This window comes from Serratia sp. (in: enterobacteria) (genome assembly GCF_051654945.1).
GTDB lineage: Bacteria > Pseudomonadota > Gammaproteobacteria > Enterobacterales > Enterobacteriaceae > Chania.
In genome coordinates this window covers 101,100-121,780 of the sequence record NZ_JBOFZA010000085.1, presented here as the reverse complement: position 1 = coordinate 121,780, position 20,681 = coordinate 101,100, and the positions used below count along the sequence as shown (strand labels likewise).

The window sequence follows — 20,681 nt, the reverse complement described above, 5'->3', positions numbered from 1 at the left end:
ATCACCCCGGTGGCTGATTACTGATGCGGCGTATTGCTGTTGTTGTGGCTGCGGTAAATCGGATTATGGAACGGCACCAATGCCAGCAGCAGCGCCTGATGGTAAACGCTGGTGCGGCTCAAGCGGCCATCGGTAAAGATGCCGATCGCACCGCCCTGGCGTTTGACTTCGCTGTTGCCGGTGATCAAGGCCATTTCACTGCCCAACTCGCGGCCAGCGCGAATACCCTGTAAAATTGATTCCGGTAGCATCAGGCTGGCGGAACGCGATTCGCCACGGGTTTGTGGGTTTTCTATCGTCATCCAGGCAAACGTCATATTTTCTTCGATCCCGGCTTCTACCCCAACCCAAAAGTCGGCTTCTGGCCGAACCTGCCGTGCTTCCATCACGCGCTGACGTGCGCCGGTACGGGTTTCGGTATTGCCAATGGGTTGCAGTGAAACGCCGCTGGCGACGTCAACCGATTCAATGCGACATTGGTCAGCACCAAAGGTATCTTCAAAGGCCAGTTGAATAGCCTTGATCTTTGCCGGGTTGGTAGTTGCAGCGATAACATGATACATAACGGCTTTAGCTTCCTTAAAGTGGGGCTGTGTCTTGCCATGATTTTTGATGGCGGCAAGTTATGCGTGGTGCAAGGCACGAGCCACAGATAAACTCAAGTTTCACGCAGTATAACGGAAAAGCATAATGTTACAGGTATACCTCGTTCGCCACGGCGAAACGGAATGGAACGCGGCACGCCGCATCCAGGGCCAGTCCGATAGCCCATTAACCGCCACTGGCGTTCACCAGGCACATCTGGTTGGCAAGCGCGTTAGCCGCGAGGGCATTACGCACGTCATTTCCAGCGATCTGGGCCGCACCCGTCAGACCGCACAAATCATTGCGGATGCTTGCGGTTGCGACGTTATGGTTGATGCCAGACTGCGTGAGCTGCACATGGGCGTTCTGGAAGAACGTTTGATCGACAGCCTGGTACCACAGGAAGAACTGTGGCGTAAACAGATGGTCGATGGTACTGCTGACGGCCGTATCCCTCAAGGTGAATCTATGACGGAATTGGCCACGCGGATGCATGCCGCGCTGACCGACTGCCTGAAACTGCCGGAAGGCAGCAAACCGCTGATTGTCAGCCACGGCATCGCGCTAGGGTGTCTGATCGGCACGGTGTTAGGGTTGCCGGCCTATGCCGAGCGCCGTCTGCGTTTGCGCAACTGTTCGCTGTCGCGCGTCGACTATCAGCAAAGCCCTTGGTTGGCCCCTGGCTGGATTGTAGAAAGCGCGGGCGATATCTCGCATCTGGACATGCCCGCGTTGGATGAACTACAGCGCTAACGACGGATCGGGATCAGATAGTCGCAGCGGATCTCGGTAGGTGGCTGAGGCGGACGCCGGTCACCTTGCGGATAGAAGCGCTCAATATCGTGCCCTTTGCGACGGGTCAACTCCAGTGCCGGCAAGCAGGTGCCGTACAGTATCAGGATAAAGTCCTGCAGGCCGGACGCGGGCCCCTGGTAGCTGAACATGGCATATTCACCGCTCTGCAGCGTAATAGGCTGGCCTTCCACTACCCTGGTCGGCACGTGTTGCGCTTCCAGAGCCGTGGTATACAGCACTTCCTGCTCGTCGTCCTTTTCCTGGCTTGGCCGCGAGTGGTGCAGGCCGTATAGCACCGGTGGCAGGGTTTCCACCTGCCCCAGATACTGCTGCCAGAACTGGGTACGCAGCTCGGAGCGGAAGTTGGAGATTTGCTCTAACGTGCAGGAGTAGCTCTGCGTCAGGCCGATCAGCTGTAGCTCCGGCAGCGTGACAAACTCTGGATGTGGCAGCGTAAAGGCGCCCAGACGTATTGGCGGGCACATGCCAAAGGCGTTCCAGTCTTCCGAACGGCGATACAGCGCCGGGGTTTGCGCAAACTGTTTTTTGAATGCGCGAGTGAAGGTCTGCTGTGAGTCGAAACGATACTGCAAGGCAATATCCAGAATAGGCCGACTGGTGAGGCGCAACGCGACCGCAGCTTTGGACAATCTTCTTGCCCGAATATAAGCCCCGATGGCGTTTCCAGTGATATCCTTAAACATCCGTTGCAGATGCCATTTAGAGTAACCCGCTTTTGCCGCCACGTTATCCAGTGACAAAGGTTGGTCCAAATGGCTTTCCAGCCAGCTAAGCAGATCACGAATGATACCGGCTTGATCCATAGAACTTCCTCGTAGAGCTTCAGGTTCGGCACCTGAACTGTTTGATTTGTCATGCTGATACCTGATGCCCACTGACTTAGTGATCAATCAGTTGCATTACCTACGGCGCTTGCACGATATGCGTTGCGAGAAGGCGGGGGGAAACTTGTGTTAACAGGCATCAAGCGATGACGATGCCGCATAATAGCAACTTTTTTCCTCCGCGACTCTCAAAGATTTTTTTCGATCTCTGTGCTAAAAAGAGCAGTCTGGGCCTGGAAAAAACCACTTCTGTGACCTGAAGTATCGGCGTTCTTATTAGCAGCCCTGTTTTTTAACATGCTGTTCTCTTGGAGTTAAGTGAATGAAAAAAGGATGGATATTTTTGTTTGGCCTGGTTTGCGCAACGGTTAATAGCGCGCAGGCGGAACAGGTGGGATCGGTCGATACGGTATTCAAACTGTTTGGTCCGGATCATAAAATCGTGGTGGAAGCGTTCGACGATCCCGATGTGAAAAATGTAACTTGTTATATCAGCCGGGCGAAAACCGGTGGGATAAAAGGTGGTTTAGGGCTGGCAGAGGATACCTCGGATGCCGCCATTTCTTGTCAGCAGGTTGGGCCGATTGAGCTGAGCGACAAGATTAAAAAGGGTAAGGCTGAGGGGACCGTGGTGTTCCAGAAGCGCACCTCATTGGTATTCAAAAAGCTGCAGGTGGTGCGTTTTTATGATGCTAATCGCAATGCGCTGATCTACCTGAGCTATTCCGATCGGGTGGTGGATGGTTCGCCGAAAAATGCCCTGAGTGCGGTGCCGATCATCCCTTGGGGTGAGGCCAGATAACAGACCAACAAAAAGGGTCCAGCAAGCTGGACCCTTTTAATGTATGACGCAATAAAGGCTTATTCTTCCAGATCGCCGCAGAAGCGGTAACCTTCACCATGAATGGTGGCAATGATTTCCGGCGTGTCCGGCGTGGATTCGAAGTGCTTACGAATACGGCGGATGGTCACGTCTACGGTACGGTCATGCGGCTTCAGTTCACGGCCAGTCATTTTCTTCAGCAGTTCGCCACGGGACTGGATCTTGCCCGGGTTTTCACAGAAGTGCAGCATGGCACGGAATTCGCTGCGTGGCAGCTTGTACTGCTCGCCAGCAGGGCCAATCAGAGAACGGCTGTTGATGTCCAGTTCCCAACCGTTGAACTTGTAGCTCTCAACCAGCTTGCGCTCTTCGCCGACGCTGCCCAGATTCATGGTGCGTGACAGCAGGTTGCGCGCACGGATAGTCAGTTCGCGTGGGTTAAATGGTTTGGTGATATAGTCATCGGCGCCGATTTCCAGGCCGAGGATTTTATCGACTTCGTTATCACGACCGGTCAGGAACATCAGCGCGACGCTGGCTTGTTCGCGTAGCTCACGCGCCAGCAGCAGGCCGTTCTTGCCTGGCAGGTTGATATCCATGATAACCAGATTGATATCATTTTCGGACAGGATGTTGTGCATTTCTGCACCATCATTGGCTTCATGAACAATGTAGCCTTCCGCCTCGAAAATGCTCTTCAGGGTGTTACGAGTGACTAACTCGTCTTCGACAATCAGAATGTGCGGGGTCTGCATATTTGCTACCTAAAATTGCCAACAAAATAGAAAATAGGAAGTACAGCAGTCATGGTGTTCTTCCCTGGAGGGCAGAGATACCGCTCACGTTCCCTCAATTACCAAACGACTACAGTACGTAAACTCGTTCTTGATGCGCTTCCATCAATGTCAACAAGATCGCTAGCTGGGTGGGGGGGCTATTTTTTACCACCCCGAATGATGCCAAAACGGCGCATATCCTAACCCTATTAACAGCAATATAACAGTGTGTGCCGAATTCATCACCTAACAAAACTACGCTTTGTTGACATATATCAAATTCAATTGTAGCACGTTAACAGTTTTGTGAAAAACACTTACAGAAATGCCAGCTTATGTCACAGATCGTCAAATTCTGTGAACGATTCAGCTTTGTCGGGGCTGAAGTATTACAATTGACGGTTAACTGTGTTGAGTTGAAATACAACGTTTTGTTTTGATAGAAAATTAAAACTTAACTTGTAATTATGTAGGTTTCGTCTGGTTTGTTGGTTGAAAGGTCTGTTTAATAATATTATAGCAGGTGAGTCGTTACGATGTTAATCGTTTGTAAATATAATCAGACAATTCCCAACAGTCAAAGAACTATTATCATTATTTTTCTGGAGTCTTGATGCAGCTTCATATCGTGTTAGTCGCGCCCGCACGGGCGGAAAATGTTGGCGCAGCAGCGCGGGCGATGAAAACCATGGGGTTCACTTCGTTGCGCATTGTCGACAGCGAGGCTCATCTACAGCCCGCCGCTCGCTGGGTCGCCCATGGTGCTGGCGATATTCTTGATGCGGTGCAGACGTTTCCCACTCTGCAACAGGCGTTGGCAGACGTGGATTTTACCGTGGCGACCACCGCCCGCAGTCGTGCACGCTTCCATTACTATTGCACCCCTCAGCAGCTGACGGACCAACTGGTGGAACGCCAGCAATGGGTACACCAGGCCGCGCTGGTGTTTGGCCGTGAAGACTCGGGCCTGACCAATGAAGAGCTGGAGTTGGCCGATCTGTTGACCGGCGTGCCGATGGTGGCCGATTATCCTTCGCTGAACCTCGGCCAGGCGGTGATGGTGTATTGCTATCAGTTGGCGCAGCTAATGAACATCAGCGCACCGCAGGAACCCCTTGCCGATAGCGGACAGCTTAAAGCGTTGCGCCAGCGGGCAGATCGCCTGTTACAAGTGCTGGACGTGGCGAATGACCAAAAATTGCGCGATTGGTTACACCAGCGCCTGGGAGTCTTACAGCAGCGTGATACCGTCATGCTGCACACCTTGCTGCATGATATTGAAAAAAAATTGACCCCATGATGTAGGTGTTTCCTGTCGTTCATCTGGTGTTATCCACTATTATTTTGGCTTTTTAGTGATTTTTTGTTCTGTTATTTTGTTTTTTTATCGGCTTCATCGCGCAGATCCCGCTGTGGCCAGTAAATAGGCAAAATAAAGAAATAATTTGACTTGGCCAGGCGATTGCTTTAACCAATAGAGGGGACAGCGATTCTAATGAGACAGACAGACAACATGCGAAACATCAGCCTGAATACGACAATTATTACCACCACCGATACCACAGGTAACGGGGCGGGCTGACGCGTACAGGAAACAGAAGAAAAAAGCCCGCACCTAACCAGTGCGGGCTTTTTTTTCGGCATATATTCAGGAGAGAACAGAAATGCGAGTGCTTAAATTTGGTGGAACTTCGGTAGCGAATGCGGAACGTTTTCTGCGCGTTGCCGATATCGTGGAGAACAATGCACGCCAGGGACAGGTCGCCACGGTATTGTCCGCACCGGCCAAGATCACCAATCATCTGGTGGCGATGATTGATAAAACTGTCGCCGGGCAGGATATTCTGCCAACCATGAGCGACGCCGAGCGCATCTTTGCCGAACTGCTCAGCGGTCTGGCTCAATCATTGCCAGGCTTCGAGTACGATCGCCTGAAGGCGCTGGTCGAGCAGGAGTTTGCTCAGCTCAAACAGGTACTGCATGGCGTGGCGTTGTTGGGGCAGTGCCCGGATAGCGTCAATGCGGCCATCATCTGCCGGGGTGAAAAGCTCTCTATTGCCATCATGGAAGGCGTGTTCAAAGCCAAAGGCTACCCGGTGACGGTGATTAACCCGGTAGAGAAACTGCTGGCTCAGGGCCATTATCTGGAATCGACCGTAGACATTGCCGAGTCCACCCTGCGTATCGCCGCCGCGCGCATTCCTACCGACCATATCATCTTGATGGCGGGCTTTACTGCGGGTAACGACAAAGGGGAACTGGTGGTATTGGGGCGCAACGGTTCCGATTACTCCGCCGCGGTGCTGGCCGCTTGCCTGCGTGCCGACTGCTGCGAGATCTGGACCGATGTGGACGGGGTTTATACCTGCGATCCGCGTACCGTGCCGGATGCTCGACTGTTAAAATCGATGTCCTACCGAGAGGCGATGGAGCTTTCTTACTTCGGCGCCAAAGTTCTCCACCCGCGTACCATCACCCCGATTGCCCAGTTCCAAATCCCTTGCCTGATTAAAAACACCGCCAACCCACAAGCTCCCGGCACTTTGATCGGTGGCGAAAGCGTGGCCGATGATACGCCGGTCAAGGGCATCACCAACCTGAACAACATGGCGATGATCAACGTTTCCGGCCCGGGCATGAAAGGCATGGTCGGTATGGCGGCGCGGGTGTTTGCCGTGATGTCACGTGCGGGGATCTCGGTGGTGTTGATCACCCAGTCCTCTTCCGAATACAGCATCAGCTTCTGTGTGCCACAGAGTGAGCTGCAACGCGCCCGTCGCGCCCTGGAAGACGAGTTCTACCTGGAACTGAAAGACGGCGTGCTGGAGCCGCTGGACGTGATGGAGCGCCTGGCCATCATCTCGGTGGTCGGTGACGGTATGCGCACCCTACGCGGCATCTCTGCGCGCTTCTTCTCTGCTCTGGCGCGTGCCAACATCAATATCGTGGCGATCGCGCAAGGCTCTTCGGAGCGTTCAATCTCCGTGGTAGTCGATAATGATTCCGCGACCACCGGGGTACGCGTCAGCCATCAGATGCTGTTCAACACCGATCAGGTGATTGAAGTGTTTGTGATTGGCGTCGGCGGCGTCGGTGGGGCACTGATCGAACAGGTTTATCGCCAGCAGCCTTGGCTGAAGCAAAAGCATATCGATCTGCGCATCTGCGGCATTGCCAATTCACGGGCGATGCTGACCAACGTGCACGGTATCTCGCTGGAAAGCTGGCGGGACGAGTTGGCCGAAGCCAAAGAGCCGTTCAATCTGGGCCGCCTGATCCGCCTGGTGAAAGAGTGCCACTTGCTCAATCCGGTGATTGTCGACTGTACGTCCAGCCAGGCGGTAGCCGATCAGTATGCCGATTTCCTGGCCGACGGTTTCCACGTGGTGACGCCGAACAAGAAAGCCAACACCTCGTCGATGAATTATTACCAGCAACTGCGTACCGCCGCAGCCGGTTCTCGCCGCAAATTCCTGTATGACACCAACGTGGGCGCGGGCCTGCCGGTGATCGAAAACCTGCAGAACCTGCTCAATGCGGGTGATGAGCTGGTGCGCTTCACCGGCATTCTGTCGGGATCGCTGTCCTTTATCTTCGGTAAGCTGGATGAGGGGATGTCACTGTCGGCAGCCACCTTGCAGGCTAAGGCCCTCGGCTATACCGAGCCAGACCCGCGTGACGATCTTTCGGGGATGGACGTTGCTCGCAAACTGCTGATCCTGGCGCGTGAAGCGGGCTATGCGCTTGAACTGAGCGATATTGAAGTCGAATCGGTGTTACCGGCGTCGTTTGATGCCAGTGGTGATGTTGAGAACTTTATTGCCCGCCTGCCGGAGCTGGATGCCGAATTCAACCGCCGTGTGGCCGCCGCTGCCGCAGAAGGCAAGGTGCTGCGTTATGTGGGGGCCATCGAAGAAGGCCGCTGTCTGGTACGTATTGATGCGGTAGATGGCAACGATCCATTGTATAAAGTGAAGAACGGTGAGAACGCTCTGGCCTTCTACAGCCGCTACTATCAGCCATTGCCGCTGGTGCTGCGCGGCTATGGCGCCGGTAATGATGTGACGGCGGCCGGGGTATTTGCCGATCTGTTGCGCACACTGTCATGGAAGTTGGGAGTCTAATATGGTTAAGGTGTATGCACCGGCCTCAATTGGTAACGTCAGCGTCGGGTTCGATGTGCTGGGAGCTGCGGTTTCCCCTGTCGACGGCACGCTGCTGGGCGATTGCGTCAGCGTGGAAGCGGCTAGCCGCTTCAGCCTGGAAAATAGCGGGCGCTTTGTCAGCAAGCTGCCGACCAATCCTAAACACAATATTGTTTATCAGTGTTGGGAGCGTTTCTGCCAGGAAATTGGCCGTGAAGTTCCAGTAGCGATGCGATTGGAGAAGAATATGCCCATCGGTTCCGGGCTAGGCTCCAGCGCTTGCTCGGTGGTCGCTGGCCTGATGGCGATGAACGAGTTCTGCGATCGCCCGCTCAACGAGATGCAACTGCTGGCCCTGATGGGGGAACTGGAAGGGCGTATTTCCGGCAGCGTGCATTACGACAACGTTGCGCCGTGCTATCTGGGCGGCTTGCAGTTGATGCTGGAAGAAGAAGGAAACATCTGCCAGGAAGTGCCTGGCTTTAAAGACTGGCTGTGGGTGATGGCCTATCCGGGCATCAAAGTCTCCACCGCAGAGGCGCGTGCCATTCTGCCTGCGCAATATCGCCGCCAGGACTGTATCAGCCATGGCCGCTATCTGGCGGGCTTTATTCACGCTTGCCACACTCAGCAACCGCGTCTGGCGGCCAAGCTGATGCAGGATGTGATTGCTGAACCTTATCGCACCCGCCTGCTGCCGGGCTTTGCCGAAGCGCGTAAAGCCTCACAGGATATCGGTGCCTTGGCCTGCGGCATCTCCGGCTCCGGCCCGACGCTGTTTGCAGTCTGTGATGACGGCGCAACGGCGCAACGCATGGCCGATTGGCTCACCCACCATTACCTGCAAAACGACGAAGGTTTTGTTCATATTTGCCGCCTGGATACCGCCGGCGCTCGACTATTGGGATAACGCATGAAACTGTACAATCTGAAAGATCATAACGAACAGGTCAGCTTCGCGCAGGCTATCAAACAGGGCCTGGGCAAGCAGCAAGGGCTGTTTTTCCCGCTGGAACTGCCAGAGTTCGAACTGACCGAAATTGATAAGCTGCTGGAAATGGATTTTGTCACCCGTAGCAGCAAGATCCTGTCCGCTTTTATTGGCGATGAGATCGGTGAAGAGGCGCTGTACAAGCGCGTGAAGGCTGCCTTTGAGTTCCCGGCCCCGGTTGCTCAGGTGGAGAGTGATGTCGCCTGCCTGGAACTGTTCCACGGCCCGACGCTGGCGTTCAAAGACTTTGGCGGTCGTTTTATGGCCCAGATGCTGGCCGAAGTGGCTGGCGATCAGCCGGTGACCATCCTGACGGCGACTTCTGGTGATACCGGTGCCGCCGTGGCTCATGCCTTCTATGGCCTGAAAAACGTGCGCGTGGTGATCCTCTATCCACAGGGCAAAATCAGTTCGTTGCAGGAAAAGCTGTTCTGCACGCTGGGTGGCAACATCCACACCATCGCGATCGATGGCGACTTTGATGCCTGCCAGGCGTTGGTCAAACAGGCGTTTGACGATCAGGAGCTGAAAGAGGCGGTGCACCTGAACTCGGCCAACTCGATCAATATCAGTCGCCTGCTGGCGCAGATCTGCTATTACTTTGAAGCGGTGGCGCAGCTGCCACAGGAAGCCCGCAATCAGCTGGTGGTTTCCGTACCTAGTGGCAACTTTGGTGATTTGACCGCCGGCTTGCTGGCAAAATCCCTGGGGCTACCGGTGAAGCGCTTTATTGCCGCTACCAACGCCAATGACACCGTGCCACGTTTCCTGACTACCGGCGAATGGCAGCCAAACACCACCGTAGCGACGTTGTCCAACGCGATGGACGTCAGCCAGCCTAACAACTGGCCGCGTGTGGAAGAGCTGTTCCGCCGTAAAATCTGGCAGTTGAAAGAGTTGGCTCATGGTGCGGTAAGTGATGAAACCACCAAGGAAACCATGAAAGCGTTGGCGGCTTTGGGCTACCTTTCTGAGCCTCATGCGGCGATCGCCTACCGCGTGCTGCGCGATCAATTGCAAGAAGGGGAGTTTGGTCTGTTCCTGGGCACGGCGCATCCGGCCAAGTTCAAGGAAAGCGTCGAAGAGATCCTCGGCCAGGAGCTTGCGCTGCCACAGGCATTGGCGGTACGTGCCAAGTTGCCGCTGTTATCGCATAACATGCCTGCGGACTTTGCGGCACTGCGTCAATTCATGATGACCTTGCCTGTCTGATATTCATAGGACACCCCTCACCCCAACCCTCTCCCCAAAAAAGGAGAGGGAGCTGGACGGAGTTGTGGTGAGGTACGGTGTTTAGGTAGATTTTTGCAATCGACAACGAACTCGATCGGTCCCCTCTCCCTGTGGGAGAGGGTTAGGGTGAGGGGGCGAGCGATTATTGCTCCGGGCGTTTAAACACCAGTTCATTACCCGCCGAATCCGCCTCATCGAAGGCATACCCTTCCAGATTGAAATCCACCAGTTGTTCACTGCGGCTCAAGCGATTCTTGATGATAAAGCGGCTCATCAGCCCACGCGCTTTCTTGGCGTAGAAGCTGATGACCTTGTACTTGCCGTTTTTCTCGTCCAGGAATACCGGTTTGATCAGTGAACCACGTAGCTTGGCGGGTTTTACCGACTTGAAGTATTCATCCGAAGCCAGGTTCACCACCACATCGTCACCTTGTTGCTCCAGAGCCTGATTCAGCTTTTCGGTGATCCGATCGCCCCAGAAGCTGTACAGGTCTTTGCCCTGCGGGTTTTCCAGCTTGATCCCCATTTCCAGTCGGTAAGGCATCATCAGATCCAGCGGGCGCAGCACCCCGTACAGGCCAGAAAGCATACGCAGATGCTGTTGTGCGAAGTCGAAATCCTCTTCGCTGAAGTCTTGCGCCTGTAAGCCGGTATAAACGTCGCCTTTAAACGCCAGCAGCGCCTGACGGGCGTTGTCCGGGGTAAAGTCGGGCTGCCATTCGCCAAAGCGTGCGGCATTCAGGCCCGCCAGCTTATCGCTGATATGCATCAGGCCGGAAATTTGTGCCGGGGTCAGCTTACGGCAGATTTTGATCAGCTTTTGCGACTGATCCAGTAACTCGGGCTGGGTAAAGCGCTCGGTGGCTAACGGGCTTTCATAATCCAGGGTTTTGGCAGGTGAAATAATAACGAGCATGGTCACATCCTGTTTATCAACATGTGGCTACTGTAGCAAAAAGCGGGCAAGACCAGGAGGTATGGCTGTGATAGGGCGCACTTTACGCACGCCCTGCAGGATTAACGCTGCTTGGTAGGTTCCCAGATACCCGGCTCGAGCTGGGATCCCAACTCTGGGTAACGGTTAATGTCAAAGGTAGGCAGCTTGCCGAGTGAACGCTGATGGTTGTAATCCCTGGCCAGTTTGAAGGCCACGTCGGACAGTAACAAGATAGCGGTCAGATTGGTGATCGCCATCAGCGCCATCGAGGTGTCTGCCATTTTCCACACCGTGGTTAATTCTGCCATTGAGCCAAACATCACCATGCCCAAGGCAAAGCAGCGGAAAATCGCCAGCTTGGTCGGATGGTTGTGTTTGAGGAAGATCAGGTTGTTCTCGGCATAGGCATAATTGGCAATGATTGAGGTAAAGGCAAACAGGAAAACGGCAATCGCCACAAAGGGCGCACCCCAGGCTCCCACGGCGCTGGCCATAGCGCGCTGGGTCAGATCGAGACCGCTGATATTGGTCGGGGGATTATCCAATACGCCAGAGGCCAAAATAATTGCCGCCGTTGCACTACAAATGACGATGGTATCGACAAATACGCCCAGCATCTGCACATAGCCTTGTGAGGCAGGATGTGGCGGGTAAGGGGTTGCGGAAGCCGCGGCGTTGGGGGCAGATCCCATCCCGCCTTCGTTAGAAAACAGCCCACGTTGTATGCCCTGCGTCATTGCCTGGGAGATCCCGTAACCCAGGGTACCGGCAACGGCTTCCTGCAGGCCAAAGGCACTTTTGAAGATCAACGCCAGGATGGCTGGCATCTGCTCAATATGCTGGCCGATGATCCACAGCGCCAGAAGCAGGTAGGCCAGGGCCATAAACGGCACAATTTTTTCTGCGACGCGGGCGATGGAACGGATACCGCCAAAGATCACCAAGCCGCTCAGCACCACGACCCCGATTCCGACGTACATGGGGTCGGCATTAAAGGCGACAGAGCTGGCCAGGGCGATGGAGTTGGCCTGTACCGCATTGAACACCAGGCCGAAAGCGATCAGCAGGAAAATGGAGAACATCACGCCCATCCAGCGCATTCCCAGCCCTTTTTCCATATAGTAGGCCGGGCCACCACGGTAGTTGCCGTTATCGTCTTTGGTTTTGTAGAGCTGTGCCAGGGTGCTTTCAATAAAAGAGGTCGCCATGCCGATAAACGCGACCACCCACATCCAGAAGATGGCACCGGGGCCGCCCGCGGTGAGCGCTATCGCCACGCCGGTCAGGTTGTTGGTGCCGACCCGGGCGGCTAGCGAAGTGCACAGCGCCTGAAAGGATGAAATGCCCGCGCCGTCGCTTTTGGTACTGTTTTTCAGCACGGAAAACATATGGCCGAAATGGCGAATCTGGATAAAGCGGGTACGCAAGGTGAAGTAGATGCCGGTACCCAACAGCAAATAGATCAGTACCGAACCCCACAGGATATTATTGATAAAGGTGATCAGATCCGTCACAGGTCTCTCCTTGTCAAGATCTACCGCTCCTCAGATTTTTCTTCCTTTTTTAGGGGGAAACTGAGTTAGTTCTCTACAAGATGTTGGCTAAAATCATCCCAATTATCTGGAATTTCAGCTTTCTTTGGATTTTAGCGGTGAATAAAACAACTGGCGGGAATTTAACATAATTTACGGCGGTGATAGCGCGTTAATGCCGTGGCGTTGATTCGGTAATCTCGAAATATCAGTGCGTAACCGGTTGCTCGCACAAGGAAAAAACAACCGCCGTCAGCGTACGATTTTCCTGCCTTGCGCCGGGCTACGTGCATGTTATTATCAGGACAAGGCATGGTTGAACGATGCCAAAAGTTCATGCACAAACGATGAGATAATGCCAACATGACCGATAAATTAACGTCCCTACGCCAGCTGACTACGGTAGTTGCGGATACGGGTGATATCGCTGCAATGAAGCTATATCAACCGCAAGATGCCACCACCAACCCTTCGCTGATCCTCAACGCAGCACAAATTCCTGAATACCGTAAACTGATTGATGAAGCCATTGCCTGGGCGCGCGAGCAGAGCAGCGACCGCGATCAGCAGGTTGCCGATGCCGCAGACAAGCTGGCCGTCAACATTGGTCTGGAGATCCTGAAACTGGTTCCGGGCCGCATTTCCACCGAAGTGGACGCACGTCTGTCTTACGATACCGAAGCCAGCGTTGCCAAGGCCAAGCGCCTGATCAAGCTGTATAACGAAGCCGGTATCAGCAACGACCGCATCCTGATCAAACTGGCCTCTACCTGGCAGGGCATCCGTGCGGCAGAGCGCCTGGAAAAAGAAGGCATCAACTGCAACCTGACGCTGCTGTTCTCCTTCGCTCAGGCTCGTGCCTGCGCCGAAGCCGGCGTGTACCTGATCTCGCCGTTTGTTGGCCGTATTCTTGACTGGTACAAAGCCAATGGCGACAAGAAAGAGTTCGCCCCGCACGAAGATCCGGGCGTAGTTTCCGTGTCCGAAATTTATCAGTACTACAAGCAGCACGGCTATGAAACCGTGGTGATGGGCGCCAGCTTCCGTAACGTTGGTGAAATCATCGAACTGGCAGGCTGCGATCGCCTGACCATCGCACCTGCACTGCTCAAAGAGCTGGCAGAGAGCGAAGGTGCGCTGGAGCGTAAACTGTCTTATACCGGCGAAGTGAAAGCGCGTCCGGCACCGCTGACCGAGTCTGAGTTCTACTGGCAGCATAACCAGGATCCAATGGCGGTTGAGAAACTGACCGACGGTATCCGCAAGTTTGCCGTAGACCAGGGCAAGCTGGAAAAAATGATCGCCGATCTGCTGTAATAGCGGCAGTAATCAGCATAGAAGGTGGCTCCGGCCACCTTTTTTTATGTCTGAATATCCACCTCGCCAAGCAAACACCCTATACTCCCGTGATTAATCTCCCTTGGGTAGCCGGGGCATCAGACAGAGGTACAACATGGATACATTACGCATTGGTTTGGTTTCTATTTCGGACCGCGCTTCAGGGGGCGTGTATCAGGATAAAGGGATCCCGGCGCTGGAAGCGTGGCTGGGTGACGCGCTGGCAACGCCGTTCACTCTGGAAACCCGCCTGATCCCGGACGAGCAGACGCTGATTGAGCATACTCTGTGTGAGTTGGTTGATGAAATGGGTTGCCATTTGGTGTTGACTACCGGCGGCACCGGTCCGTCCCGACGCGACGTGACTCCAGACGCCACGCTGGCGATCGCCGATCGGGTGATGCCTGGTTTTGGCGAGCAAATGCGCCAAATCAGCCTACACTATGTGCCAACGGCGATCCTTTCACGCCAGGTTGGGGCGATCCGTAAACAGGCGCTGATCATCAACCTGCCGGGGCAACCCAAATCAATTAAAGAAACGCTGGAAGGGGTGAAGGACGCAGCAGGTCAGGTGGTGGTGCACGGTATTTTTGCCAGCGTGCCTTATTGTATCCAACTGCTCGAAGGCCCCTATGTCGAGACGCATGAGGCGGTGGTAGCAGCATTTCGTCCCAAGAATGCGCGCCGCGAGATAAATCTCTAAATTTCAGCAATCTGCGGGATAACCTTCAGCGTATCTGGTGTGAAAGTATTTTGCCGTTATAGTAAGGAACTTTTTACAGTCAGCCATTAGGCTTTCTGTGTCTTCCCTGTTTCCTCAAACGGTATCTTATGCATCACGATAATAATCGCCGGCTCAACCGGCAAGATTATAAAACTCTGACGTTGGCTGCCCTGGGCGGTGCGTTGGAGTTTTATGACTTCATCATTTTTGTTTTTTTTGCTGCGGTGATGGGGGATCTGTTCTTCCCGGCGGATATGCCTGAATGGCTGCGCCAGGTGCAGACCTTCGGCATCTTTGCGGCGGGCTATCTGGCTCGGCCACTGGGCGGCATCATCATGGCGCACTTCGGGGACCTGGTTGGCCGTAAAAAGATGTTCACCCTGAGCATCCTGCTGATGGCGTTACCGACGCTGGCGATGGGGATGTTGCCAACCTATGCTCATATCGGCATTGCCGCACCGTTACTGCTGCTATTGATGCGGGTACTGCAAGGTGCGGCTATCGGCGGTGAAGTCCCTGGTGCCTGGGTGTTTGTAGCGGAGCATGTGCCGCGCAAGCGCATTGGGTTCGCCTGTGGCACGCTCACGGCTGGCCTGACGGCCGGTATCCTGCTTGGCTCTGTGGTGGCCACCATCATCAATACCACCCTTAGCCAGCAGGCCATCCATGACGGCGGCTGGCGTATTCCGTTCTTCCTGGGCGGCATCTTCGGCCTGTTTGCCATGTACCTGCGCCGCTGGTTGCAGGAAACTCCCATCTTTATCGAACTGCAAGCACGTAAGGCGCTGGCTGAAGAGCTGCCGTTGAAATCGGTGGTAATGAATCATCGCAAAGAGATCGTGGTATCGATGCTGCTGACCTGGCTGCTGTCAGCGGGCATTGTGGTGGTGATCCTGATGACGCCAACCTACCTGCAAAAGCAGTTTGACATAGCCCCGGCGCTGTCACTGCAGGCCAACAGCATCGCTATCATCATGTTGATTGCCGGGTGTATCACCTCGGGCTCGGCGGCGGATCGCTTTGGCGCCAGTAAAACCTTTATCGTCGGCAGCCTGCTGTTGGCGGGGTGCAGCTGGCTGTTCTATCAATCGGTGGGAACCCATCCCGAAATGCTGTTTGCTACCTATGCGCTGGTTGGCTTTAGCGTGGGGATTGTCGGTGCGGTACCTTACGTGCTGGTGCGGGCTTTCCCGGCGGAAGTGCGATTTACCGGGATTTCATTCTCATATAACGTGGCATACGCGATTTTTGGTGGTCTAACCCCGATATTCGTCACGCTGATCATGAAGTTAACCCCGTTAGCGCCCGCTTACTATGTGTTGGCGTTATCGGCGATCGGCCTGCTGCTGGGGATCTACCTGCGCAATGATTTGAACAGTGAAAAGCCAGTGTTGAATTAAGCGATTTTCGGCCAATAAAAAGCCCTGCGATTAAACACCGCAGGGCTTTTTTATATCACACTGGAACAGATATCAGGCAGTGACGGCTACAGGTGTTGCCTGCTGCACTTCCACCGGACCAATTGGCAGCACGGTGCGGCCCAACTGCTCGTTGATCACTTCTGCCATGGCCAGATAGATGGCGCTGGCACCACAGATAATGCCTTCGTAACCGGCGAACGTCAGGATCGCGTGGTTACCGGTGATGTTGCCGACCGCCAACAGGGCGAACAGCAATGTCAGGCTGGCAAACACGAACTGCAACCCGCGGTTGGTGCGCAACGTGCCGAAGAACATGAACAGGGTGAAGACGCCCCACAGTGCCAGATAGATGCCGAGGACGTTTGCGTCGGTCGGTTCTGCCAGGCCCATACGTGGCAGCAGCAGGATGCCTACCAGGCTCAGCCAGAAGCAACCGTAAGAGGTGAAGGCGGTCAAGCCGAAGGTGTTGCCTTTCTTGAACTCAAGAATACCGGCAAAAATCTGAGCCATACCACCGAAGAAAATCCCCATACTGATGATGACGGAAGTCAGTGGGAAAAAGCCCGCGTTGTGCAGGTTCAGCAAGACGGTAGTCATCCCGAAGCCCATCAGGCCCAGGGGGCCGGGATTTGCCAACTTGTTGGAGTGCATATGTCCTCTGCGATAACAGAATTGTAACGAAAATGGATAGGTAATTTAATATTTGGTCTGAATGGCCGAAAAACCTATAACTTCCATCAGAGCGCGCGGCATCATAATGATCCCCACGTCAGGAAACAATGATCTGGCAGCGGATAAAAACGAAATTTTTTTTGCCCTGCCCCTTGATGCTGGTGTGGATGGCCCCATCTTATTGGCAACCGCAGTTGCTGACCGCGGGTAACACTGAGATGCCGGGCAGTTGAAAAGCAAAAAAATGCCCGCATATAAGTTAGCAACCTGACCGATTATGAATTTATTAGTGGAGATGTTTAGATGGGCAAAATCATTGGTATCGACCTGGGTACAACCAACTCTTGTGTAGCAATTATGGATGGTGGCAAGGCGCGCGTGTTGGAGAACGCTGAAGGCGATCGCACCACACCTTCAATCATCGCATATACCCAGGATGGTGAGATTCTGGTTGGCCAGCCTGCTAAGCGTCAGGCTGTTACCAACCCACAAAACACCCTGTTTGCGATCAAGCGCCTGATTGGCCGTCGCTTCCAGGATGAAGAAGCACAGCGTGACAAAGCCATCATGCCTTACAACATCGTCGCTGCCGATAACGGTGACGCCTGGCTGGAAGTGAAGGGCCAGAGAATGGCTCCTCCGCAGATCTCTGCGGAAGTGCTGAAAAAAATGAAGAAAACGGCGGAAGATTACCTGGGTGAGCCGGTAACTGAAGCGGTTATCACCGTTCCAGCCTACTTCAACGATGCTCAGCGTCAGGCGACCAAAGACGCCGGCCGTATCGCTGGTCTGGAAGTGAAACGTATCATCAACGAACCTACTGCTGCTGCTCTGGCCTACGGCCTGGACAAAGAAGTGGGCAACCGCACCATCGCAGTTTATGACCTGGGTGGCGGTACTTTCGATATCTCAATCATTGAGATCGACGACGTTGACGGTGAAAAAACCTTCGAAGTTCTGGCCACCAACGGTGATACCCACCTGGGTGGTGAAGACTTCGATAGCCGCCTGATCAACTATCTGGTGGAAGAGTTCAAGAAAGAGCAGGGCATGGATCTGCGCAACGATCCGTTGGCGATGCAGCGTCTGAAAGAAGCCGCTGAAAAAGCCAAGATCGAGCTGTCCTCTGCTCAGCAGACCGACGTCAACCTGCCGTACATCACTGCAGATGGCAGCGGTCCAAAACACATGAACATCAAAGTGACCCGTGCAAAACTCGAGTCGCTGGTAGAAGATCTGGTTGCCCGTTCTATCGAGCCGCTGAAAGTGGCACTGAAAGACGCAGGCCTGTCGGTTTCTGACATTCAGGACGTGATCCTGGTTGGTGGCCAGACCCGTATGCCAATGGTTCAGAAGAAAGTTGCTGACTTCTTCGGTAAAGAACCACGTAAAGACGTTAACCCGGACGAAGCAGTGGCCGTAGGTGCTGCGGTTCAGGGCGGTGTGTTGGCCGGTGATGTGAAAGACGTATTGCTGCTGGACGTTACCCCACTGTCACTGGGTATCGAAACCATGGGCAGCGTGATGACGCCGCTGATCACCAAAAACACCACTATCCCGACCAAGCACAGCCAGGTGTTCTCTACTGCCGAAGACAACCAGGCAGCGGTGACTATCCACGTGCTGCAGGGTGAGCGTAAACGTGCCAATGACAACAAGTCACTGGGCCAGTTCAACCTGGACGGCATCCAGCCGGCACCACGCGGTATGGCGCAGATCGAAGTTACCTTCGATATTGACGCCGACGGTATTCTGCACGTGTCTGCGAAAGACAAGAACACCGGCCGTGAGCAGAAGATCACCATCAAGGCATCTTCTGGTCTGAACGAAGAAGAAATTCAGAAAATGGTACGCGATGCTGAAGTGAACGCTGAAGCTGACCGTAAGTTCGAAGAACTGGTGCAGACTCGTAACCAGGCGGATCACCTGATCCACGGTACCCGTAAGCAGTTGGAAGAAGCAGGCGAGCAACTGCCTGCCGAAGACAAAACGGCTATCGAGAGCGCGCTGAAAGATCTGGAAGCGGCGGTGAAAGGCGAAGACAAAGCCGAAATCGAAGCGAAAACCCAGGCTCTGGTGCAGGTTTCCGGCAAGCTGATGGAAATGGCTCAGGCTCAGGCGCAGCAGGCTCCAGGTGCTGATGCTGGTGCGGACAACGCGGCGCAGAAAGATGACGACGTGGTTGACGCCGAGTTCGAAGAAGTGAAAGACAAAAAATAATAGCCCTTAAGCGGGCAGGGTGCGGCCACAGGCCGTAACCGGAAACCAGCACGGGCGTCGAGGCAACTCTACGCCCGTGCACGCATGTTTTGGGTAAGAGAAATAATGGCGAAGAGAGATTATTACGAGGTGCTCGGCGTAGCCAAAACGGCGGACGAGCGCGAAATCAAAAAGGCGTATAAGCGCCTGGCGATGAAGTACCATCCCGATCGTAATCAGGAAAAAGACGCCGAAAGCCAGTTTAAAGAGGTCAAGGAAGCCTACGAGATCCTGACCGACGATCAAAAACGTGCTGCCTACGATCAATACGGCCATGCCGCGTTTGAACAAGGTGGTATGGGCGGTGGTGGTGGCTTTGGTGGCGGCGGTGCCGACTTCAGCGACATCTTCGGCGACGTGTTTGGCGATATCTTTGGTGGCGGACGCCGCCAACGTGCCAGCCGTGGATCCGATTTGCGTTACAACATGGATCTGACGCTCGAAGAAGCCGTGCGCGGTGTGACCAAAGAGATCCGTATTCCAACGCTGGAAGAGTGTGATGTCTGCCACGGCAACGGTGCCAAACCGGGCAGTTCGCCGGTAACCTGTCCGACCTGTCATGGTCAGGGCCAGGTGCAGATGCGCCAAGGGTTCTTCACCGTGCAGCAGGCTTGTCCACACTGTCACGGGCGTGGTCAGATCATCAAGGATCCGTGCAATAAATGCCACGGCCATGGCCGCGTAGAGAAGTCTAAAACCCTGTCGGTGAAAATCCCGGCGGGCGTGGATACCGGCGATCGTATCCGCTTGGCGGGTGAGGGTGAAGCTGGCGAGCACGGCGCACCGGCAGGCGATCTGTACGTTCAGGTTCAGGTGAAAGCTCACCCGATCTTCGAGCGTGAAGGCAATAACCTGTACTGCGAAGTGCCGATCAACTTTGCTATGGCTGCCTTGGGTGGCGAGATTGAAGTGCCAACGCTGGATGGCCGCGTCAAGCTGAAGGTCCCGGCAGAAACTCAAACCGGCAAACTGTTCCGCATGCGTGGCAAAGGGGTGAAATCGGTACGGGGTGGCAGCCAGGGTGACCTGCTGTGCCGCGTGGTGGTAGAAACGCCGGTAAGCCTGAACGAGAAGCAGAAACAGCTGCTCAAAGAGCTGGAAGAGAGCCTGGGTGGCCCTTCTGGTGATAAGAACAGCCCGCGTTCGAAAAGCTTCTTCGACGGTGTGAAAAAGTTTTTTGACGATCTGACTCGTTAATCGACGTTCTCAGCGCGTCAATTATCAACCCCGGCTTGCCAAAGCCGGGGTTTTTCTTTGTTGCAAAGTCATCAATCTATACCCCTACAAAAAATGTGATATATAACTCGGATTGATCGGTTTTTACGAGTTATTTTGCATTTATAAACTGATTTTTTCGATGTTATTCCTCGCTTATACTCGTGGTCTTGTTTGGATGCCAGGGCGTATCACGCCTAATGTTGGTCAGTTAAGGTATACCGTTTCCCCTCACCCCAGCCCTCTCCCATAGTACTGGCTGTGAGTGTCATGAATACTTGCATGGGGGAGAGGGGGCTAATCCGGAGTCGCGGTCAGATGCAGGAGATAATCTGTGGCACATTCGGTCCCCTCTCCCGGTGGGAGAGGGTTAGGGTGAGGGGCACCACG

Annotated in this window: 18 protein-coding genes and 1 other annotated feature; of the genes, 12 read left to right on the top strand and 6 right to left on the bottom strand. The window is 54.3% G+C overall.

Annotated features, from left to right (window positions below):
• Window positions 1–17: 17 nt before the first annotated feature.
• A complete protein-coding gene (gene yjjX / locus ACRDCA_RS19945) occupies window positions 18–563 on the bottom strand; it encodes an inosine/xanthosine triphosphatase (protein ID WP_438691101.1) in 546 nt (181 codons plus the stop codon).
• A 127-nt stretch (window positions 564–690) separates the two neighbouring features.
• On the opposite strand from yjjX, the gene gpmB reads away from it, so the two are divergent.
• Window positions 691–1,338, top strand: a complete 648-nt coding sequence (gpmB, locus tag ACRDCA_RS19940; protein WP_438691100.1) for a 2,3-diphosphoglycerate-dependent phosphoglycerate mutase GpmB — start codon at window positions 691–693, stop codon at window positions 1,336–1,338.
• Here the strand turns inward: gpmB and robA are convergent.
• A complete protein-coding gene (robA, locus tag ACRDCA_RS19935) occupies window positions 1,335–2,204 on the bottom strand; it encodes an MDR efflux pump AcrAB transcriptional activator RobA (protein WP_438691099.1) in 870 nt (289 codons plus the stop codon). The two genes, gpmB and robA, sit on opposite strands and share 4 nt — an antisense overlap.
• A gap of 343 nt (window positions 2,205–2,547) precedes the next feature.
• On the opposite strand from robA, the gene creA reads away from it, so the two are divergent.
• On the top strand, window positions 2,548–3,027 hold the full coding sequence (gene creA / locus ACRDCA_RS19930; RefSeq protein WP_438691098.1) for a protein CreA: 480 nt from the start codon (window positions 2,548–2,550) through the stop codon (window positions 3,025–3,027).
• A gap of 59 nt (window positions 3,028–3,086) precedes the next feature.
• Here the strand turns inward: creA and arcA are convergent, their stop codons facing one another.
• Window positions 3,087–3,803: a two-component system response regulator ArcA gene (gene arcA, locus ACRDCA_RS19925; protein WP_024483588.1), complete on the bottom strand. Its 717-nt coding sequence runs from the start codon at window positions 3,801–3,803 to the stop codon at window positions 3,087–3,089.
• 634 nt (window positions 3,804–4,437) lie between these two features.
• Between arcA and ACRDCA_RS19920 the strand changes: the two genes are divergently transcribed.
• The 5 genes from ACRDCA_RS19920 to thrC all read left to right on the top strand — a co-directional run bounded on the left by ACRDCA_RS19920 (window position 4,438) and on the right by thrC (window position 10,172).
• Window positions 4,438–5,124 (top strand): tRNA/rRNA methyltransferase, encoded by a 687-nt coding sequence (locus ACRDCA_RS19920; protein ID WP_438691097.1) that lies wholly within the window; start codon window positions 4,438–4,440, stop codon window positions 5,122–5,124.
• Between the two features lie 195 nt (window positions 5,125–5,319).
• Window positions 5,320–5,406, top strand: coding sequence for a thr operon leader peptide (gene thrL / locus ACRDCA_RS19915; RefSeq protein WP_071532847.1), 87 nt, complete (start codon window positions 5,320–5,322; stop codon window positions 5,404–5,406).
• Window positions 5,345–5,463, top strand: a sequence feature (Thr leader region). Its footprint overlaps the gene before it by 62 nt.
• A 25-nt stretch (window positions 5,464–5,488) precedes the next feature.
• A complete protein-coding gene (gene thrA / locus ACRDCA_RS19910; RefSeq protein ID WP_438691096.1) occupies window positions 5,489–7,948 on the top strand; it encodes a bifunctional aspartate kinase/homoserine dehydrogenase I in 2,460 nt (819 codons plus the stop codon).
• Window position 7,949: 1 nt separating this feature from the next.
• Complete coding sequence (thrB, locus tag ACRDCA_RS19905; RefSeq protein WP_025120434.1) at window positions 7,950–8,879, top strand: homoserine kinase; 930 nt, start codon at window positions 7,950–7,952, stop codon at window positions 8,877–8,879.
• Window positions 8,880–8,882: 3 nt separating this feature from the next.
• A complete protein-coding gene (thrC, locus tag ACRDCA_RS19900) occupies window positions 8,883–10,172 on the top strand; it encodes a threonine synthase (protein WP_438691095.1) in 1,290 nt (429 codons plus the stop codon).
• A gap of 163 nt (window positions 10,173–10,335) precedes the next feature.
• Here the strand turns inward: thrC and yaaA are convergent, their stop codons facing one another.
• Together yaaA and ACRDCA_RS19890 are read right to left on the bottom strand one after the other, a co-directional pair.
• Window positions 10,336–11,109, bottom strand: coding sequence for a peroxide stress protein YaaA (gene yaaA, locus ACRDCA_RS19895; protein ID WP_438691094.1), 774 nt, complete (start codon window positions 11,107–11,109; stop codon window positions 10,336–10,338).
• A 101-nt stretch (window positions 11,110–11,210) separates the two neighbouring features.
• On the bottom strand, window positions 11,211–12,644 hold the full coding sequence (locus tag ACRDCA_RS19890) for an alanine/glycine:cation symporter family protein (RefSeq protein ID WP_438691093.1): 1,434 nt from the start codon (window positions 12,642–12,644) through the stop codon (window positions 11,211–11,213).
• 381 nt (window positions 12,645–13,025) lie between these two features.
• Between ACRDCA_RS19890 and tal the strand changes: the two genes are divergently transcribed.
• From tal to ACRDCA_RS19875, 3 genes are all read left to right on the top strand, one after another.
• Window positions 13,026–13,979: a transaldolase gene (gene tal, locus ACRDCA_RS19885; RefSeq protein ID WP_025120438.1), complete on the top strand. Its 954-nt coding sequence runs from the start codon at window positions 13,026–13,028 to the stop codon at window positions 13,977–13,979.
• A 136-nt stretch (window positions 13,980–14,115) separates the two neighbouring features.
• Window positions 14,116–14,703, top strand: a complete 588-nt coding sequence (gene mog / locus ACRDCA_RS19880; protein WP_438691092.1) for a molybdopterin adenylyltransferase — start codon at window positions 14,116–14,118, stop codon at window positions 14,701–14,703.
• Window positions 14,704–14,831: 128 nt separating this feature from the next.
• Window positions 14,832–16,124: an MFS transporter gene (locus ACRDCA_RS19875; protein WP_438691091.1), complete on the top strand. Its 1,293-nt coding sequence runs from the start codon at window positions 14,832–14,834 to the stop codon at window positions 16,122–16,124.
• Between the two features lie 72 nt (window positions 16,125–16,196).
• Here the strand turns inward: ACRDCA_RS19875 and satP are convergent, their stop codons facing one another.
• Complete coding sequence (gene satP, locus ACRDCA_RS19870; protein ID WP_438691090.1) at window positions 16,197–16,796, bottom strand: acetate uptake transporter; 600 nt, start codon at window positions 16,794–16,796, stop codon at window positions 16,197–16,199.
• A gap of 324 nt (window positions 16,797–17,120) precedes the next feature.
• On the opposite strand from satP, the gene dnaK reads away from it, so the two are divergent.
• Together dnaK and dnaJ are read left to right on the top strand one after the other, a co-directional pair.
• Window positions 17,121–19,037 (top strand): molecular chaperone DnaK, encoded by a 1,917-nt coding sequence (gene dnaK, locus ACRDCA_RS19865; protein ID WP_438691089.1) that lies wholly within the window; start codon window positions 17,121–17,123, stop codon window positions 19,035–19,037.
• A gap of 105 nt (window positions 19,038–19,142) precedes the next feature.
• Window positions 19,143–20,273, top strand: a complete 1,131-nt coding sequence (gene dnaJ / locus ACRDCA_RS19860; protein ID WP_438691088.1) for a molecular chaperone DnaJ — start codon at window positions 19,143–19,145, stop codon at window positions 20,271–20,273.
• Window positions 20,274–20,681: the final 408 nt, after the last annotated feature.

What these genes read in the sequence shown, in the direction of transcription:
- thrB (WP_025120434.1), top strand. Translation starts at nt 7,950, where the DNA reads ATGGTTAAGGTGTATGCACCGGCCTCAATTGGTAACGTCAGCGTCGGG.
- dnaJ (WP_438691088.1), top strand. Translation starts at nt 19,143, where the DNA reads ATGGCGAAGAGAGATTATTACGAGGTGCTCGGCGTAGCCAAAACGGCG.
- arcA (WP_024483588.1), bottom strand. Translation starts at nt 3,803, where the DNA reads ATGCAGACCCCGCACATTCTGATTGTCGAAGACGAGTTAGTCACTCGT.
- yaaA (WP_438691094.1), bottom strand. Translation starts at nt 11,109, where the DNA reads ATGCTCGTTATTATTTCACCTGCCAAAACCCTGGATTATGAAAGCCCG.
- thrC (WP_438691095.1), top strand. Translation starts at nt 8,883, where the DNA reads ATGAAACTGTACAATCTGAAAGATCATAACGAACAGGTCAGCTTCGCG.
- satP (WP_438691090.1), bottom strand. Translation starts at nt 16,796, where the DNA reads ATGCACTCCAACAAGTTGGCAAATCCCGGCCCCCTGGGCCTGATGGGC.
- yjjX (WP_438691101.1), bottom strand. Translation starts at nt 563, where the DNA reads ATGTATCATGTTATCGCTGCAACTACCAACCCGGCAAAGATCAAGGCT.
- thrL (WP_071532847.1), top strand. Translation starts at nt 5,320, where the DNA reads ATGAGACAGACAGACAACATGCGAAACATCAGCCTGAATACGACAATT.
- ACRDCA_RS19875 (WP_438691091.1), top strand. Translation starts at nt 14,832, where the DNA reads ATGCATCACGATAATAATCGCCGGCTCAACCGGCAAGATTATAAAACT.
- gpmB (WP_438691100.1), top strand. Translation starts at nt 691, where the DNA reads ATGTTACAGGTATACCTCGTTCGCCACGGCGAAACGGAATGGAACGCG.
- thrA (WP_438691096.1), top strand. Translation starts at nt 5,489, where the DNA reads ATGCGAGTGCTTAAATTTGGTGGAACTTCGGTAGCGAATGCGGAACGT.
- tal (WP_025120438.1), top strand. Translation starts at nt 13,026, where the DNA reads ATGACCGATAAATTAACGTCCCTACGCCAGCTGACTACGGTAGTTGCG.
- mog (WP_438691092.1), top strand. Translation starts at nt 14,116, where the DNA reads ATGGATACATTACGCATTGGTTTGGTTTCTATTTCGGACCGCGCTTCA.
- dnaK (WP_438691089.1), top strand. Translation starts at nt 17,121, where the DNA reads ATGGGCAAAATCATTGGTATCGACCTGGGTACAACCAACTCTTGTGTA.
- ACRDCA_RS19920 (WP_438691097.1), top strand. Translation starts at nt 4,438, where the DNA reads ATGCAGCTTCATATCGTGTTAGTCGCGCCCGCACGGGCGGAAAATGTT.
- creA (WP_438691098.1), top strand. Translation starts at nt 2,548, where the DNA reads ATGAAAAAAGGATGGATATTTTTGTTTGGCCTGGTTTGCGCAACGGTT.
- robA (WP_438691099.1), bottom strand. Translation starts at nt 2,204, where the DNA reads ATGGATCAAGCCGGTATCATTCGTGATCTGCTTAGCTGGCTGGAAAGC.